This is a genomic window from Chryseobacterium sp. S90, assembly GCF_047444895.1.
Lineage (GTDB): Bacteria > Bacteroidota > Bacteroidia > Flavobacteriales > Weeksellaceae > Chryseobacterium.
The window spans coordinates 888341-903264 of record NZ_JBLGCX010000001.1 but is presented as its reverse complement, the minus strand read 5'-3'; the positions used below and the strand labels follow the sequence as shown (position 1 = coordinate 903264).

Below are 14924 nucleotides of genomic sequence, written 5' to 3'. Positions count from 1 at the left end.
TAGATAAATGAGTAACATACCTCAAAAGATCCAGAAAAATATTGATAACATTGAGTCATTAAAAAAACAAATCTCAGGATGGAAAAAGTTAAGTGATGAAGAACTTTTTCAGGCTGTTAAGGAATTTGAAAAAACTCCAAGGCTGGAAGTTTCAATATATTATAATGATCTTTTTAATGATGCAGAATTTACTGGTATCCTGTTAGATATTTATAAAAATAATACTGACAATACCAAGTTAGTTGTTCTTCTCATTTCTGCAATAGGAAATATGCTTCAAAGATATAATCTTCCGGAAACAAAGGAAATCTATGAGGTGATGCTTGAAAATGCTTACAAAAAAAATGTAGGTCCTTATGTGGCTATATTTCTTCCAAGAATGGAACATTTTAAAAATTACAGTAAAAAGTGGCAATACTTTATGGAGGTGAAAAATATGTCTCCGAAGAAGGTAGCAGAAAGCTCTTTTGAAGTAATTATGGATTTATTTGGTAGTGAAATTCCTGAGGAAAATAAAAAAGAGGCCGTTAATTATTTCAACAAAAAAGCAGAAGAATCCAACAATGAATATGGGAAACAATATTATTTAGATTTAGCAAATAAGTTTAAGTAATTTATGGAATACTTTGAAAAAAAAGAAGGTAACATCTTTTTCATACCTTTATTTTTACCTGGAGGGGTAAAGGAAAATATTAAAAATTATAAATCTTTCAAATTTTCTGAAAATGAGGCCTATGCTTATGGAAGATTAATTGAAAAGAATGATTCAACAGGAGATCTTATTGAAATATTCAAATACACAGGTGAAATTCCAAAGGATAAGAATATAATTCTTAATTCGGGAAGATTAACAGAGCCTATCCATACTACGCTGGCTTTTGACAGAGACAGATGGAGATTCATTTTTGAAACAGATAATTATGATAAAAATAAAGATTCCAATTATTCTGAAATAACTTTTATTCTGGGTACGGAAAATAGCTTTGACTTATGGAAAGGTGGAACAAAGCAGAGAATAAGTAATGACGAAGCTAAAAAATATAATCCTGGACAATCTTCAATCCAACAAGAGTTGAAGATGCCATAAAGACTAATAATCTGGCACAGCTCCAGCAATAGAAATAGTAAGATTATGGAAATTAATGAATTAAAAGAAGTCATCAAGCCTTTTTTTTGGGTAGAACATTCAAACAGCTTTTCGGTATGTTTAGATGTGGGAGCATATAAACAGGAAGTATTTGATACCCGTGCTGATGAAGGTTTTGAAGGAAATGGTTACGATTGGGCATCGTTGGCAGACGTTTTTATTAAAGAAAAAAGAGCTGATCTGATTGATGTCATTCATTTTGATCCTGAGGCAGGAATGTTTTGTGCTTACTCTTCCGATTCAGAAAAGCTGAAAGATTTTATTTTAAACTTTAAAAAAGCATGTGAAGATGAAACTTTAATCAAAGATTTATTTTCACGGGCTGAACTTGACTAATCAAAATATTATAACAATTTAAACAGGTTTACATGATAATTAGCAGATAAAACTTAATCCAAATCCAATCCAAATATATATGAAGAAAATATTCTCAGAACTTAAAGGTTTTGTGGTGTTTAGTCCGCAGCTTTTAGCAAACTACCTGCAGGAAAATCATCTTCCGGGTACTAATATTTTAAAATATTTCGTAGAAAATGAGCATGGAGACGAAATCACAAAAGCAGGAATCGCTATTCCAATAATAGGGGTAGAGGAAGATTATTATGCATTCCGGGTATCTGTGAATGACGAAAAAATATTGAATGACGATGAGGTAGAAGTGGAGTCAAGAGGCTGGATATTTCAGACTGCTAATAATGAAATGAAAATTGTTGGTATTGGTTATTTAAAAGATATTGCTGCTATCAGCGAAGAAAATAGTGTCACACTTTCTCTGGAAAACGGATGGTATTCTTTAAAAATACGGGGAGGAAATAAAAATGGTGAAAGATTATTTGAACTAAATATGCAGAAACAGGACATGTATCCGGCCTTTAGCGGAGATGTCACTACCGAATATTATTACGGGTGAAAATTTACATTAAAAAATATTGATGAAGACAAAATATCTTTGTTAAGGGATAAATAACTGAAGTTGAGTTGTTAATAAATTTACTTTAACAGCCTGAAAAAATAGAAATTTCTTCAAAAATATAGAAATGTAAATTTTCTTCAAAAAATATTTTGTCAGTAATAAAAAACGTCCTATATTTGCACCACTGAAAACAACGGTATAACCGGAGTTAAAGGAGAGTTGGCAGAGTGGTCGATTGCGGCAGTCTTGAAAACTGTTGACTGTAACAGGTCCGGGGGTTCGAATCCCTCACTCTCCGCGGGGTAGGAAAAGTGAAATTTTCAAAATGCTCAAAAAACTATTAAAAAGCTGTAATTAATTACAGCTTTTTTTTGTGCTTTGTTAGTATACGTGATTTTTAAGAAAAGTACAGAAGAAATGTTTTTTAGAACTTTTAAATGATAATCTGTAAAAAATGTTTGAGAAAGATAGTTGCTTGTATGTTAAAAAAACAAGCAGATTATTTCAGATGTGGATTAGATATTTTATCAAGTACTTGGTTCCTGCGGTTCAATACTGTGCCTTTTACCTCAATGACTTCTATTTCAAAATCACTAATCCAATCGTGGAGTAAATCATTAACATTACTTCTGAGTTTTGCCAGGTCTGGCTGATAATCCTGCATAAGATCCGGTTCTTCAATAGGTACAAAAACAAAAAGATCAATTTCAGCAATGAGTGTTTGGGCTTTTTCAAAAAAGGATTGAATATTTATATTTGGATCAACAACATGAAGGTAGGCCAGGATATCAACAACAAACCGATCAAATATAACATCATCTCCACTTTCGGAAATCAGATGGACTGAGTAATTAAATTGTTCAATAAAATCTTCAGCAGTGGGATTTTCTGAAAATTCATAACCTGAAAGCTCTAACTGATAGTAAGGTTCTGTTTCAAGGGTGTATCCTGGAAGGTTTTCCAGAAGTTCTTCTGTCAATGTGGTTTTACCAACGTTGTGAGCTCCAAATACCGCAATTCTCATATTTCATTTTTAGAGCTAATTTACTTAAATAGTGGATCTATTCAACTATTTAAATTGTGATTGCTTTCTCTTTATATTCCGACTTCATAATTTGATTTCGGGAATATGATTCATTATTAAGCCAATTTTATTAAATCATATTATTTTCAACCTGTCTTTAGAGACAGGTTTTTGTTTATCCGACTGTCATCTATATCATATAGTAATGTTTAGATATTGTTTAAGATGTAATTAAAATAAAAAAAATAAAATAGTTTATTTATAAACTTATATAAGTATATTTGTGTACTAATTTGTTTAATATGAATTTTGATCTTATAAAATCAGTTGTGGAACTCGTTCAGCAATTTATGGAACAAAATGAGGGTAAAGCTGTATACAGTAATGATCTTCATGGTTTTACAGAATGGATCAATGCTTCCCATCAACCGGACCTTCAAGATCCTGATTGGATAGGGAAAGAATTAGGAAGAAGCTCAGATAGTATAATTAATACTTTATTGATCAGAATGAATAGATATGCAAAATCTTACTCCAGATCAGCAGTCGGCAGTTCGGTTTTTTCTAGTCAGGACGACTTTATTTTTCTTATCAGCCTGAAGAGCATGGGGGCCATGTCAAAAATGGAATTGATAAGGCATAATGTACATGAAAAATCTTCAGGAATGCTTACTGTTAACCGGTTGCTCCGTAATGGTTGGATTGAACAGACGGTTTCTCCAAAAGATAAAAGAATAAAAAATATAAAGATAACGCAGAAAGGGCTTTCTGTATTGGATGATCATATGGATGAAATCCGTAGAGTTTCAAGGGCTGTAACAGGGAATCTTACCCATTCTGAACAGATGCTGCTCATTGCTGTACTTTCTAAATTGGATGAATTTCATAATTCCTTTTACCGTATGAATCTGGAAACTAAGGATCTGGTGAATGCTGTATATAAAAAGTTGAACTGAGTCTGTAATGAAAAGTGTCTCTAAAAAAACTATTAAATAAATGACGATGAGTACTGAAAAACCAAGAAAGAGAATAGCAGTGATCGGTTCCGGATTTTCCGGACTCTCTGCTGCCGCTTATGCAGCAAGGTCTGGACATGAAGTACATGTTTTTGAAAAACACGATCAACCCGGAGGACGTGCAAGGCAATTTAAAACTGAAGAAGGATATCTATTTGATATGGGACCAAGCTGGTACTGGATGCCTGACATTATCGAAGGCTTTTTCAGTGATTTTGATTGTAAAGCAGCTGATTATTTTAAGCTGGTATCCTTAGATCCTCAGTTTGAGATGATTTTTTCAAAAGAAAAGGTTTCAGTTCCTGAGAAAAATGAAGACATCCGTGAGTTATTTGAAAAAACTGAACCAGGAGCGGGTAAAAAGTATGATCAATTTATGCATTCTGCTCGGTTTAAGTATGAAGTAGGGATGAAAGATTTTGTGACAAAACCTTGTTACAGCTGGCTGGAATTTGCTTCTTTAAAAATAGCAGGCAGCGCATTCAAGCTTGATCTTTTAAGTAATTTCAGGAAATATGTATCAGGATATTTTTCTGATCCGAAACTCAGATCCCTGATGGAATTTCCGGTTATATTTCTTGGTGCCTCGCCCCGGAATATTCCCGCGCTTTACAGCCTTATGAATTACGGAGGGTATGTCCTGGGAACAAAATATCCTATGGGAGGATTTTATCAGCTCGTTATGGCGATGAAAGACGTAGCCGAAAAACAGGGAGCCGCTTTTCATTTTAATCATGATGTCCAGAAGCTCAATACAGAAAACGGAAAAGTAGTCTCACTAACAGTAGGTGGTAAAGATTATGAATTTGATGCCGTTATTGCATCATCAGATTACCATCATACAGAAACATTAATTCCCAAATCACTTAGAAATTATAATGATGCTTATTGGAAAACCAAAACCTTTGCTCCTTCATGTCTTATCTATTATCTGGGAATCAAAGGAGAAATTCCTCATTTGAAGCATCATACTTTATTTTTTGAAAATGAACTTGATCATCATATAGACTGTATTTATATCAATAAGAAATGGCCGGCTAAACCGCTTTTTTATGCTTGCTGTCCTTCAAAAACAGATCCGGATGTAGCACCTGAAGGCTGTGAAAATCTCTTTTTACTGCTGCCTCTCGCACCGGGAATACATGATGATGAGGGTGTAAGAGAAAAATACCTGAAGGAAATGCTTGAAAGAATTGAAAAGCATACAGGGGAAACTGATCTTATGTCCAGAATTGAATACAAAAGAAGCTATTGTGTCAGTGATTTTATTTCGGATTATAATGCTTATCAGGGTAATGCCTACGGACTGTCCAATACTTTATCACAGACTGCCGTCCTGAAGCCTAAAATAAGAAACAGGAAGATTAGTAATCTTTTTTACACCGGGCAGCTAACTGTTCCTGGACCTGGTGTTCCGCCGTCAGTTATTTCTGGAAAAATTGTAGCGCAAGAGGTTAATAAACTAAAATAAAATAATATGAAAAAATTGTTTGATGAGTTGTCTTATGAGGTCAGTAAGTACACTACTCAAAAATACAGTACCAGTTTTTCATTAGGAATATTGGCGCTGAAGCCTTCTATCAGACCTGCCATTTATGCTGTTTACGGGTATGTACGTCTTGCCGATGAAATTGTTGACAGTTTTCATGGGTATGATAAAGAGAAGCTTTTGAAAAGATTAAAGGCTGAAACTTACGACGCGCTGCAAGACGGTATATCCCTCAATCCGATTCTACACTCATTTCAGGAAACAGTGCGTCAATATGATATCAATATTCATTTGATCGATCAGTTCCTGCACAGTATGGAAATGGATCTGCAAAAAGTAGACTATAATTCAGAGCTTTATAATGAATATATTTATGGTTCTGCGGAAGTCGTAGGACTTATGTGTTTGCAGATATTTACAGGAGGGGATAAACAGCAATTTGAAAAACTTAAACCATTTGCTATGAAGCTGGGTTCTGCTTTCCAAAAGGTTAATTTTTTACGTGATCTGAAAGAAGATTACCAGGTTTTGGGAAGATCCTATTTCCCGTCTCTGAATATGTCTGTTTTTGATAACACCGTCAAAGCTCAGATTGAAAAAGAAATTGAAGAAGAATTTAAAGAAGCACTGCAGGGAATTAAGAAGCTGCCGGGTTCTTCTGTGTTTGGAGTATATCTGGCGTACAGATACTATCTGTCATTGTTTGAAAAAATAAAGAAAACAAGTTCTCAGCATATTTTACAGCAAAGGATAAGGATTGCCAATTCGCAGAAGTTGTTGGTAGCATTTAAAAGCTATATAAGATACAAATCTGCTTATTTCTAATAGTTTCTTTGCTTAGAAGGCTGTTTTAGAATTTATAAATCAATAAAAAATAAATGATGTACAGATTATATAGAGAACAACATTTGAATTGTGATATTGAAACGGCATGGGAATTCTTTTCCTCTCCTCATAATTTATCCGAAATAACACCTGAAAGCATGAATTTTCTGGTTCTTTCAGATATACAGGATGAATCTATTTTTGAAGGAATGGAAATAGATTATACAGTATCTCCGGTACTGGGAATTCCAATGAAGTGGAAAACTGTTATCAGCCAGGTAGAAGAAGGTAAAAGCTTTACTGACTTTCAGAAAGAAGGCCCTTATAAACATTGGAATCATTTCCATGAGTTCATTCCTGATGAGAATGGTGTATTAATGAAAGATACTGTAGATTATGAACTCCCGTTGGGAATTTTAGGAAGGGTAGCGTACCGGTTATTTGTTAAAGAAAAACTCAGAAGTATTTTCGATTTCAGATACAGTGTGTTGAACGATCTTTTTAACCGCAAACACAATTAATATGAATTTTCTGATCGTTCTGCTTGTTTTTATTTCCATGGAAGGAGCTACATGGCTTATTCACAGATATATTATGCATGGTTTTTTGTGGAGCCTTCACAAGGATCATCATGATCACAGCCACGATGGGAAACTTGAAAAAAATGATCTGTTCTTTTTCATTTTTGCCAGTCCCGCCATCATATTGTTGTATCTAGGAGTAAGGCAGGAATTCAGTTATCTCTTTTTTGTCGGATTGGGAATAAGTCTTTACGGAATGGCCTATTTCTTTGTACACGATATTTTTATTCATCAGAGAGCAAAGATTTTTACAAAAACAAAGAATCCGTATTGGCTTGCCATAAGACGTGCTCATAAGCAGCATCATAAACATCTGGGAAAGGAAGAAGGAGAGTGTTTTGGTTTTTTATGGGTGCCTGTTAAATATTTTAAAATGTATTTCAATAAAAAATGATGCCTTATACTTACATACTGATAAACTTTTTCACGGTCATTATTTGCTTTTTGGCCTCTTTTGACAGGAGAATACAGTTTAATAAACTTTTCGGGAAGTTTCTGCTGTCATCTACCATCGTGGCAATTCCTTTTATTATCTGGGATGTATGGTTTACTTCAAAAGGAGTGTGGTGGTTTGATCTCAATTATACATTAGGCTTTACAATAGCAGGGCTTCCTATTGAAGAATGGCTGTTTTTTTACTGTATTCCGTTTGCATGTGTTTTTACTTATTACTGTCTGGAAAAATTTTTTAGCCTGAGGGGGATTGATGGCTTAAATAATCTTATTGTATTCACAGCTGTTGTTGTTCTCAGCGTAACGGGACTTCTTTATCATGAGAGAATATATACTTTGCTCACTGTGATTGTAACGATATCTACACTTTGTTATCTGCATTTTATTGTTAAAAAAGATTGGATAGCACGAGCAAGCTTTGTATATCTGGTATTGATGCCCGGATTTTTTGCAGTGAATGGAATCCTGACGGGATCTTTAATTCCCTCGCCTGTTGTAAACTATAATCCTGATGATTTTTTAGGGATCAGAATGGAAACTATTCCCGTTGAAGATGCTGTTTACGGGTACAGCCAGTTTTTACTCAATATTTATTTCTTTAAAAAAATAACTAAAAATGAAAAATAGAATCATTCTTACATTGTTACTAAGCTTCGGACTCTTAAACGGTTTGACCTCTTGTTCTTCTATGCCTGAGAAAGCACAGCCTGTCGACGGAAATGTAAATGTAGTCAACAGCGGATATAATTTTAAAAAGAACGAATGGGTTTCTGTAAATGGTACTGCTAAATTCAGAGGAGAAAAAAATATAGCAGCTCTGAAGGTGTGTTTTTTCGGACCTTTTTATGCCGGTTATAACGTAGTTGCGCTGGAAGAATATAAGTATGCGCTTGTTGCAGGAAAAAATTTAGACTATCTCTGGATTCTTTCCCGTGAAAAGACGATCCCTGAAAATATAAGACAGAATTTTATAAGTAAGGCGCAGGCAATCGGTTATGATACTTCCAAATTGATATGGGTGAAGCAGGATAAAAAAAGTCCTTTTGACAAATAGATGATCTGTTAATTGTAATAATTTAATTTTAAGAAAATTTTAACACGATCTTTATTTTTTAGGCATGAACATTGTTTATTTATATACCAAATACTTAAATATTATATTATGAATAATTCAGATTACAACAAAGCGGAAAATGCAGTAGACCAAACGGAGAGCTCTTTAAAAAATGCAGCTGATAATGCAAAATGGAAAATCAGTGAATTAGCAGATAAGGCTAAAGATTACATCAATGAAAAAAGAGATAATGATCAGGAGGCAACTCAGGAAGACTGGTTGGATAGAGTGAAATCAAATGTTTCAGATGCATGGGAAGATATTAAGGATAAAGCTGATGAAGCATGGGAAAAAACAAAAGATGCCGCTGAAGATGTGAAGGCAGAATGGAGAAAAAAAACAAATTAAGGTTAGTTTAAAAAGATGGCCGGAATTAAAAAATTCCGGCCATCTTTTTTGTTTTATAGTTTATTTATACTCTATTTTTGTTTTCTGAAAATCAAATCTTACTTGCATTCTAATATAAAATCCTGCGGCCCTCAAGCTTTATCATTTCATTGTTAACCATTTTTTTTACCGTTCTGATGACTGTTTCAACTCTCAGTCCTGTAAGATCAGCAATTTGCTGGCGGGTAAGCTCTATAGGAAAACAGTGCTGGCAGTCTCCGTCATGATAGCTTTTCAGATAATCCATTACCCCTTTCAGCCGTTGAATAGGATCTGCTAATGCCAGATTACGGACCATTAAGTTGTTATAATACAGTCGTTGTGATAAACACATATTCATTTCCAGAGAAAGTTCCGGATTACGTTTAAGCATTTCCATGAAATTATCTTTGGGCATCTTTACAATTTCTGTAGTCTGTAAACTTATGGCATTCGTAGGATAAAGCTTTTCAATAAAAAGAAGCGGATCTCCAAAACTTTGATTTTTACCTAATATGTTATGGATAAATTCTTTTCCGTTTTCAGTAAAGATGTTCAGTTTTACTTTTCCACTGATAATCTGAAAATAATATTGTGAATGATCACCTTCTTTGAAAATAAACTCGTGAGCCTTATAGATGACATTTTCACCTCCGAACGAGTGAAGGATTTTTTCATCGATATTCATGCAACTTATTGTTTTTTTCATAATTATGATTTTTCTGAAATTATAAAGATTTTTTTTAAGATTATAAATAATTTCAATCCTTATGCCATTGATGTTTTTCTTGAAAAATGTGGTATGAAATCCTTATGCATAAACCTTTAAAAATTACTGTTTTTTCAAATATTGTGAGTATTTTTGATGCTAAAGTATCCGTAACTAATTATTGATTTTAACTTCTATGATTTTAATTGTTGATGACAACCAAAGTAATCTTTATTCACTTCAAAAATTACTTGAATCTAAAGATTTTCAGGTTGAAACGGCCGGCTCCGGCGAAGAGGCTCTTGGCAAAGCATTGAAAAATGATTATGCCTTAATTATTTTAGATGTTCAGATGCCTGATATGGATGGCTTTGAAGTTGCAGAAACGCTTGCAGACTACAGTAAAACGAAAGATGTTCCTATTATATTCTTATCCGCTGTTAATACCGATAAAAAATTCATTACCCAAGGATACGCTTCTGGTGGTAAAGACTATGTAACGAAGCCTGTAGATCCTGAAATTCTTCTGCTTAAGGTGAAAACTTTCTATAACCTTCAGGAGCAGAATATTGCAATGAAAAAAACACAGCAGAATCTGGAACTGGAAGTGAAAGGAAGAAGGGAATCTCAGGTAACCATGAAATCCCAGATCGATCATTTTCATCTCATGCTGGAGTCTCTTCCTCAGATTGCGTTCACTCTTAATGAGGATGGAATTGTTGATTTCGTTAACGGTAAATGGTATCAGTACTCTGACAATGAGCAGGATTTCCCTGAAACACATCCTGATGACCATAGTATAAGCGAAGAACTGGAGAGATGCAGGAAAAAAGGAAAAGCCCTGGAATTAGAAATCAGAATTAAAAATGTTATTTCAGATCATTACCGGTATCATTTGCTTAGGGTAACCCCTGTATATGATGAAGACCGTATTAAAAACTGGGTGGGAACATTTACTGATATTGACGATCAGAAAAAAGTGGAAAAAGAAAAAGATGAATTCTTAAGTATTGCCAGCCATGAATTAAAAACTCCTTTAACCAGTATCAAAGCATATGTTCAGCTATTGGAAAGAAAACTGAAATTAGATAAAGAAAGTCCCGAAGCAGGATTTGTTACAAAAGTTCAGACACAGATTGAAAAGCTGAATACGCTGATAACCGATCTTCTGGATGTATCAAAAATTGAAAATGGAAAACTGAAAATCAATAAAAAGCCCGTTAATCTGGAAAATGTGATCAGTAATGCGATTGAAACCATATTACAGACTCATGAGCAACAGGTAAAAATAGAGCGCCACGGAACAAAACCTGATATTTTAATTCCTTTGGATGAGATCCGTATCGAGCAGGTACTGATTAATTTTCTCACCAATGCTGTCAAATATTCACCTCATAATAATCAGGTGATCGTTACCACTTTTGTGGATCATGAAGCTCAGGAAGTGAGAGTCAATGTTACTGATTTCGGGATTGGAATTCCTGATTTTAAACAGGATGCGGTATTCAAGAAATTCTATCGTGTAGAAGAATCTTCACTGCAGTTCCAGGGGATGGGAATCGGGCTGTTTATATGCTCTGAAATCATCAAACAGCACCACGGAAATGTTGGTGTTTCCAGTATCGTAGATGAAGGTTCTACGTTTTATTTTACCTTACCATTAAATTAATCTTCATGCCGAAAAAAATTATACGAAATCTTCAGTTCGGAATTGGTCTTTCACTTCTGATATTGATAGCCAGCTCTGTGGCTTCATACTGGAGTATTCAAAATCAAATGAATCACCGTGAGAGCCTTTCCAAAAGCAGGCGTTCTGTGACGGCTGTTAAGGATGTTCTGGTAGCTTTGCTGGATGCCGAAACGGGAAACAGAGGCTATCAGCTGACTGGAAGAGAAGATTTTCTCGAACCCTATAAACGCGGATTAAGAGAATATTCCAAAGCTTTGGTGCTTGCAGAATCATTAGGGGTTCAGGATAAAAACCAACAGGAAAGACTTGACGGATTAAAAGTAGCAGTCAGTCAGGTGATGGATAACCTTAAAAATCTGGTGGAAAACAGGCGGAAAGGCGTTGTGATGACTCAACAGCAAATCGTTACCGGCAAAGCTTATATGGATGAATGCCGTAAAATCGTAAGAGATTTTGTGCAGTATGAAGAAAGTCAGGTAGAAATTAAAAATAAGGATTTAACACGCTCATCAGAAACAACAGTTCTTTTTATTGTTTTTTCTGCACTGGCTGCGGTAGTCGTGACTACATTTTTCTATTTTAAAATGCGTGCCGATCTGATCAGAAGGGACGAACTGGAGAAAATGCTCAGAGATAAAGATCAGGAAATGACCCGAAGAGTAAGTGCCATCCAAAAAATAGCAAACAGAGTAGCCAATGGAGATTACAGTGAGAAAGCCGTAGATAACTCGGAAGATGATCTTGGAGATCTTGTAGAATCCCTGAACCACATGACCGAATCCCTGAAAACATCTTTTGATAAAATTAATAAAAGCGACTGGCGCCAGAAAGGACTTGCTCTGCTTAATGAATCCCTTGTCGGAAATAAATCAGTAAAAGAAGTATCCAATAAAGCTTTAAGCCAGCTGATTGAATACGGAAACTGCATCAACGGTTCATTGTATCTTTTTGACGAAGGCATTCTGAAACTTAACAATGCATTCGGGCTGGAAGCAAATATGAAAAAAACGTTTGAGCAAGGGGAAGGAATGGTAGGACAGGCTTTTAAGAATGCTAAAACACAGGTGTACAATAATCTTCACGAAGATGATTTTGTAGTCACTTTTGCCAGCAGTACCATTAAGATCTATGGCATCATCCTGATACCTGTTTTTGCAGACGGCCATGTGATAGGAGTCATAGAATTAGGATCCACCTCTAATTTTGATAAAGACAGAATCAGCTATTTTGAGGAATGTTGCGTGAATATCGGAATAGCCCTGAATGCAGCAAAAGGAAGAGAGAAAGAACAGCAGCTGCTGGAAGAAACTCAGGCACAGTCTGAAGAGCTGCAGGTACAGCACTCAGAGCTTGAAAATCTCAATACTGAACTGGAAGCACAAACGCAGAAACTTCAGGCTTCAGAAGAAGAATTGAAGGTGCAGCAGGAAGAACTGATGCAGGCCAATGCAGAACTGGAAGAACGCTCACGATTACTGGAAGAAAAAAATCATTTGATTGCTGAACGTAATAATGAGATTCAGAAGAAAGTAGAAGAGCTGGCACTCAGTACCAAATATAAATCTGAATTTCTTGCCAACATGTCTCATGAATTGAGAACACCTCTTAACTCAATTCTTCTATTATCACGGTTAATGGCAGAAAATCCGGATGAGAACCTTAATGAAGACCAGGTAGAATCTGCAAGAGTTATTCAAAGCTCAGGAACAAGTTTATTAACATTAATAGATGAAATTCTTGACCTGGCAAAAATAGAATCAGGCAAAATGACCCTGGAATACCAGGAAGTTGTTATTGAAGATATTATAAAAGATCTGAAAAGTCTTTTTAGCCCCGTATTTCAGGAGAAAGCCCTTCCTTTCAACATCGAAATTGAGTCAGACGTACAGAATATTATTGAAAGTGATCGACTTAGGATTGATCAGGTACTAAGAAACCTGCTGTCCAATGCTTTGAAGTTTACCACAAAAGGAAGCATTGATTTACATGTTAAAAAACACTCTGAAAAACCTGATTTTATTATATTTTCAGTGAAAGATACCGGTATCGGAATAGCAGAAGACAAACAGAAAATTATCTTTGAAGCATTCCAGCAGGCTGATGGATCTACCAAAAGAAAATTTGGAGGTACTGGTCTGGGACTTTCAATAAGCCGTGAAATTGCGAGACTTTTAGGAGGCGAGCTGGCTTTGAAAAGCGAAGTAAATAAAGGCAGTGAATTCAGTTTTACGATTCCTGTACATCCCGTAGCTGAGATTGTTCAGCCTGAAACCGATCAGGATCTGGTAGAAATTATCCGGGAAGATGTTGAGGAAATTCAGAATATCCTGGATGAAGGAGAAAATAAGCATGCGAACACTTTGGAAATTCCTGAAGATGTATCTGATGACCGGGATAATATTCAGGAAGGTGATAAAATTATTTTGATTATTGAAGATGATACCAATTTTGCAAAAGCTTTACTGAAGTATGCCCATTTACAGAATTATAAAGGTATTGTTGTAGTAAGAGGAGATTATGCTCTGTCCGCTGCCCGGCAGTATCATCCACATGCTATTTTACTGGATGTTCAGCTTCCTGTAAAAGATGGATGGGAAGTGATGGACGAACTGAAGTCTGATACCACTGTAAAAAATATTCCGGTACATATGATGTCTGCCCTGCATGTGAAAAAAGAAAGTCTTATGAAAGGAGCGGTGGACTTCATCAACAAACCTGTTGCTCTGGATAAAATGACCGATGTATTCAGGAAAATTGAAGAAGCATTACAGAAAGGACCTCAAAAGGTTTTAATTGTTGAAGAAAATGCCAAACATGCCAGCGCATTATCTTATTTCCTGAGTAATTTTAATATTTCATTATCAGTAGAACATAGTGTGGAGGATAGTGTAAAAGCACTCACTTCAGACCTTGTTGACTGTGTAATTCTGGATATTGGAAGCACAAAAGGAAATGATTATCACGTCATAGAATCAATCAAAACCTATGAAGGGCTTGAAAATCTCCCGATCATTATTTTTACTGAACATCATTTGTCTAAAGAAGAAGAACTCAAAATAAAGCAGTATGCGGATTCAATTGTTGTGAAAACAGCACATTCCTATCAGAGAATTTTAGACGAGGTAGGTTTATTCTTACATTTGGTGGAAGAAAAAAACAGTTCGGCTGAAAGTACCACTGGCAGAATGCTCGGTTCTTTAACAGAAGTGCTGAGTGGCAAAAAAGTACTCATTACTGATGATGATGTCCGCAATATTTTTTCCTTAACCAAGGCACTGGAAAAATATAAAGTTGAAGTCATTGTAGCGATGGATGGGAAGCACGCTTTGGAACAAATTAACCACAATCCTGACATAGACGTTATTTTGATGGACATGATGATGCCGGAAATGGATGGCTATGAAACAATAAAGCAGATAAGAAAAATGCCGGCTTATAAAAGACTTCCTATTATAGCCGTAACTGCCAAATCTATGATTGGAGAACGTGAAAAATGTATAACAGCAGGAGCTTCGGATTATATCTCAAAACCAGTAGATATTGATCAGCTATTGTCGCTCCTTCGTGTTTGGTTGTATGAAAGTTAAACAGATAAAA

16 protein-coding genes and 1 tRNA gene are annotated in these 14924 nt (G+C 35.2%); 15 read left to right on the top strand and 2 right to left on the bottom strand.

What is annotated here, in order from left to right:
* Positions 1 to 7 precede the first annotated feature (7 nt).
* The 5 genes from ACLMCG_RS04200 to ACLMCG_RS04180 all read left to right on the top strand — a co-directional run bounded on the left by ACLMCG_RS04200 (position 8) and on the right by ACLMCG_RS04180 (position 2358).
* A complete protein-coding gene (locus tag ACLMCG_RS04200; protein WP_413958902.1) occupies positions 8 to 613 on the top strand; it encodes a hypothetical protein in 606 nt (201 codons plus the stop codon).
* Between the two features lie 3 nt (positions 614 to 616).
* The gene (locus ACLMCG_RS04195; RefSeq protein WP_413958901.1) at positions 617 to 1087 is read left to right on the top strand and encodes an Imm26 family immunity protein; all 471 of its coding nucleotides are present in this window, start codon (positions 617 to 619) and stop codon (positions 1085 to 1087) included.
* 45 nt (positions 1088 to 1132) lie between these two features.
* On the top strand, positions 1133 to 1483 hold the full coding sequence (locus ACLMCG_RS04190; RefSeq protein ID WP_223599009.1) for an immunity 51 family protein: 351 nt from the start codon (positions 1133 to 1135) through the stop codon (positions 1481 to 1483).
* A gap of 79 nt (positions 1484 to 1562) precedes the next feature.
* Positions 1563 to 2057, top strand: coding sequence for a hypothetical protein (locus ACLMCG_RS04185; RefSeq protein ID WP_413958900.1), 495 nt, complete (start codon positions 1563 to 1565; stop codon positions 2055 to 2057).
* 216 nt (positions 2058 to 2273) lie between these two features.
* Positions 2274 to 2358 (top strand) — tRNA-Ser (locus ACLMCG_RS04180).
* Between the two features lie 201 nt (positions 2359 to 2559).
* Here the strand turns inward: ACLMCG_RS04180 and ACLMCG_RS04175 are convergent.
* Entirely contained in the window at positions 2560 to 3084 is a 525-nt protein-coding gene (locus tag ACLMCG_RS04175; RefSeq protein ID WP_413958899.1) for an AAA family ATPase, read from the bottom strand.
* Positions 3085 to 3386: 302 nt separating this feature from the next.
* Between ACLMCG_RS04175 and ACLMCG_RS04170 the strand changes: the two genes are divergently transcribed.
* The 8 genes from ACLMCG_RS04170 to ACLMCG_RS04135 all read left to right on the top strand — a co-directional run bounded on the left by ACLMCG_RS04170 (position 3387) and on the right by ACLMCG_RS04135 (position 8910).
* A complete protein-coding gene (locus ACLMCG_RS04170) occupies positions 3387 to 4040 on the top strand; it encodes a MarR family winged helix-turn-helix transcriptional regulator (RefSeq protein ID WP_413958898.1) in 654 nt (217 codons plus the stop codon).
* A gap of 46 nt (positions 4041 to 4086) precedes the next feature.
* Positions 4087 to 5571 (top strand): phytoene desaturase family protein, encoded by a 1485-nt coding sequence (locus ACLMCG_RS04165; protein WP_413958897.1) that lies wholly within the window; start codon positions 4087 to 4089, stop codon positions 5569 to 5571.
* Between the two features lie 6 nt (positions 5572 to 5577).
* Positions 5578 to 6414 carry a phytoene/squalene synthase family protein gene (locus tag ACLMCG_RS04160; protein ID WP_413958896.1) on the top strand — a complete coding sequence of 279 codons (837 nt, stop codon included), beginning with the start codon at positions 5578 to 5580 and terminating at the stop codon, positions 6412 to 6414.
* Between the two features lie 53 nt (positions 6415 to 6467).
* The gene (locus ACLMCG_RS04155; RefSeq protein WP_413958895.1) at positions 6468 to 6935 is read left to right on the top strand and encodes an SRPBCC family protein; all 468 of its coding nucleotides are present in this window, start codon (positions 6468 to 6470) and stop codon (positions 6933 to 6935) included.
* Position 6936: 1 nt separating this feature from the next.
* Positions 6937 to 7389 (top strand): beta-carotene hydroxylase, encoded by a 453-nt coding sequence (locus ACLMCG_RS04150; protein WP_413958894.1) that lies wholly within the window; start codon positions 6937 to 6939, stop codon positions 7387 to 7389.
* The gene (locus tag ACLMCG_RS04145; RefSeq protein WP_413958893.1) at positions 7386 to 8075 is read left to right on the top strand and encodes a lycopene cyclase domain-containing protein; all 690 of its coding nucleotides are present in this window, start codon (positions 7386 to 7388) and stop codon (positions 8073 to 8075) included. The genes ACLMCG_RS04150 and ACLMCG_RS04145 overlap by 4 nt, the downstream gene beginning before the upstream one ends.
* A complete protein-coding gene (locus ACLMCG_RS04140; protein ID WP_413958892.1) occupies positions 8065 to 8502 on the top strand; it encodes a lipocalin family protein in 438 nt (145 codons plus the stop codon). The genes ACLMCG_RS04145 and ACLMCG_RS04140 overlap by 11 nt, the downstream gene beginning before the upstream one ends.
* 108 nt (positions 8503 to 8610) lie before the next feature.
* The gene (locus ACLMCG_RS04135) at positions 8611 to 8910 is read left to right on the top strand and encodes a hypothetical protein (RefSeq protein ID WP_413958891.1); all 300 of its coding nucleotides are present in this window, start codon (positions 8611 to 8613) and stop codon (positions 8908 to 8910) included.
* 109 nt (positions 8911 to 9019) lie between these two features.
* Here the strand turns inward: ACLMCG_RS04135 and ACLMCG_RS04130 are convergent, their stop codons facing one another.
* Positions 9020 to 9637 carry a Crp/Fnr family transcriptional regulator gene (locus ACLMCG_RS04130; protein ID WP_223598999.1) on the bottom strand — a complete coding sequence of 206 codons (618 nt, stop codon included), beginning with the start codon at positions 9635 to 9637 and terminating at the stop codon, positions 9020 to 9022.
* Between the two features lie 196 nt (positions 9638 to 9833).
* On the opposite strand from ACLMCG_RS04130, the gene ACLMCG_RS04125 reads away from it, so the two are divergent.
* Both ACLMCG_RS04125 and ACLMCG_RS04120 read left to right on the top strand, forming a co-directional pair.
* Complete coding sequence (locus ACLMCG_RS04125; RefSeq protein WP_413958890.1) at positions 9834 to 11306, top strand: response regulator; 1473 nt, start codon at positions 9834 to 9836, stop codon at positions 11304 to 11306.
* Between the two features lie 5 nt (positions 11307 to 11311).
* On the top strand, positions 11312 to 14914 hold the full coding sequence (locus tag ACLMCG_RS04120; RefSeq protein ID WP_413958889.1) for a response regulator: 3603 nt from the start codon (positions 11312 to 11314) through the stop codon (positions 14912 to 14914).
* The last annotated feature ends 10 nt before the right edge of the window (positions 14915 to 14924 follow it).

What these genes read in the sequence shown, in the direction of transcription:
- ACLMCG_RS04200 (WP_413958902.1), top strand. Translation starts at nt 8, where the DNA reads ATGAGTAACATACCTCAAAAGATCCAGAAAAATATTGATAACATTGAG.
- ACLMCG_RS04195 (WP_413958901.1), top strand. Translation starts at nt 617, where the DNA reads ATGGAATACTTTGAAAAAAAAGAAGGTAACATCTTTTTCATACCTTTA.
- ACLMCG_RS04190 (WP_223599009.1), top strand. Translation starts at nt 1,133, where the DNA reads ATGGAAATTAATGAATTAAAAGAAGTCATCAAGCCTTTTTTTTGGGTA.
- ACLMCG_RS04185 (WP_413958900.1), top strand. Translation starts at nt 1,563, where the DNA reads ATGAAGAAAATATTCTCAGAACTTAAAGGTTTTGTGGTGTTTAGTCCG.
- ACLMCG_RS04175 (WP_413958899.1), bottom strand. Translation starts at nt 3,084, where the DNA reads ATGAGAATTGCGGTATTTGGAGCTCACAACGTTGGTAAAACCACATTG.
- ACLMCG_RS04170 (WP_413958898.1), top strand. Translation starts at nt 3,387, where the DNA reads ATGAATTTTGATCTTATAAAATCAGTTGTGGAACTCGTTCAGCAATTT.
- ACLMCG_RS04165 (WP_413958897.1), top strand. Translation starts at nt 4,087, where the DNA reads ATGAGTACTGAAAAACCAAGAAAGAGAATAGCAGTGATCGGTTCCGGA.
- ACLMCG_RS04160 (WP_413958896.1), top strand. Translation starts at nt 5,578, where the DNA reads ATGAAAAAATTGTTTGATGAGTTGTCTTATGAGGTCAGTAAGTACACT.
- ACLMCG_RS04155 (WP_413958895.1), top strand. Translation starts at nt 6,468, where the DNA reads ATGATGTACAGATTATATAGAGAACAACATTTGAATTGTGATATTGAA.
- ACLMCG_RS04150 (WP_413958894.1), top strand. Translation starts at nt 6,937, where the DNA reads ATGAATTTTCTGATCGTTCTGCTTGTTTTTATTTCCATGGAAGGAGCT.
- ACLMCG_RS04145 (WP_413958893.1), top strand. Translation starts at nt 7,386, where the DNA reads ATGATGCCTTATACTTACATACTGATAAACTTTTTCACGGTCATTATT.
- ACLMCG_RS04140 (WP_413958892.1), top strand. Translation starts at nt 8,065, where the DNA reads ATGAAAAATAGAATCATTCTTACATTGTTACTAAGCTTCGGACTCTTA.
- ACLMCG_RS04135 (WP_413958891.1), top strand. Translation starts at nt 8,611, where the DNA reads ATGAATAATTCAGATTACAACAAAGCGGAAAATGCAGTAGACCAAACG.
- ACLMCG_RS04130 (WP_223598999.1), bottom strand. Translation starts at nt 9,637, where the DNA reads ATGAAAAAAACAATAAGTTGCATGAATATCGATGAAAAAATCCTTCAC.
- ACLMCG_RS04125 (WP_413958890.1), top strand. Translation starts at nt 9,834, where the DNA reads ATGATTTTAATTGTTGATGACAACCAAAGTAATCTTTATTCACTTCAA.
- ACLMCG_RS04120 (WP_413958889.1), top strand. Translation starts at nt 11,312, where the DNA reads ATGCCGAAAAAAATTATACGAAATCTTCAGTTCGGAATTGGTCTTTCA.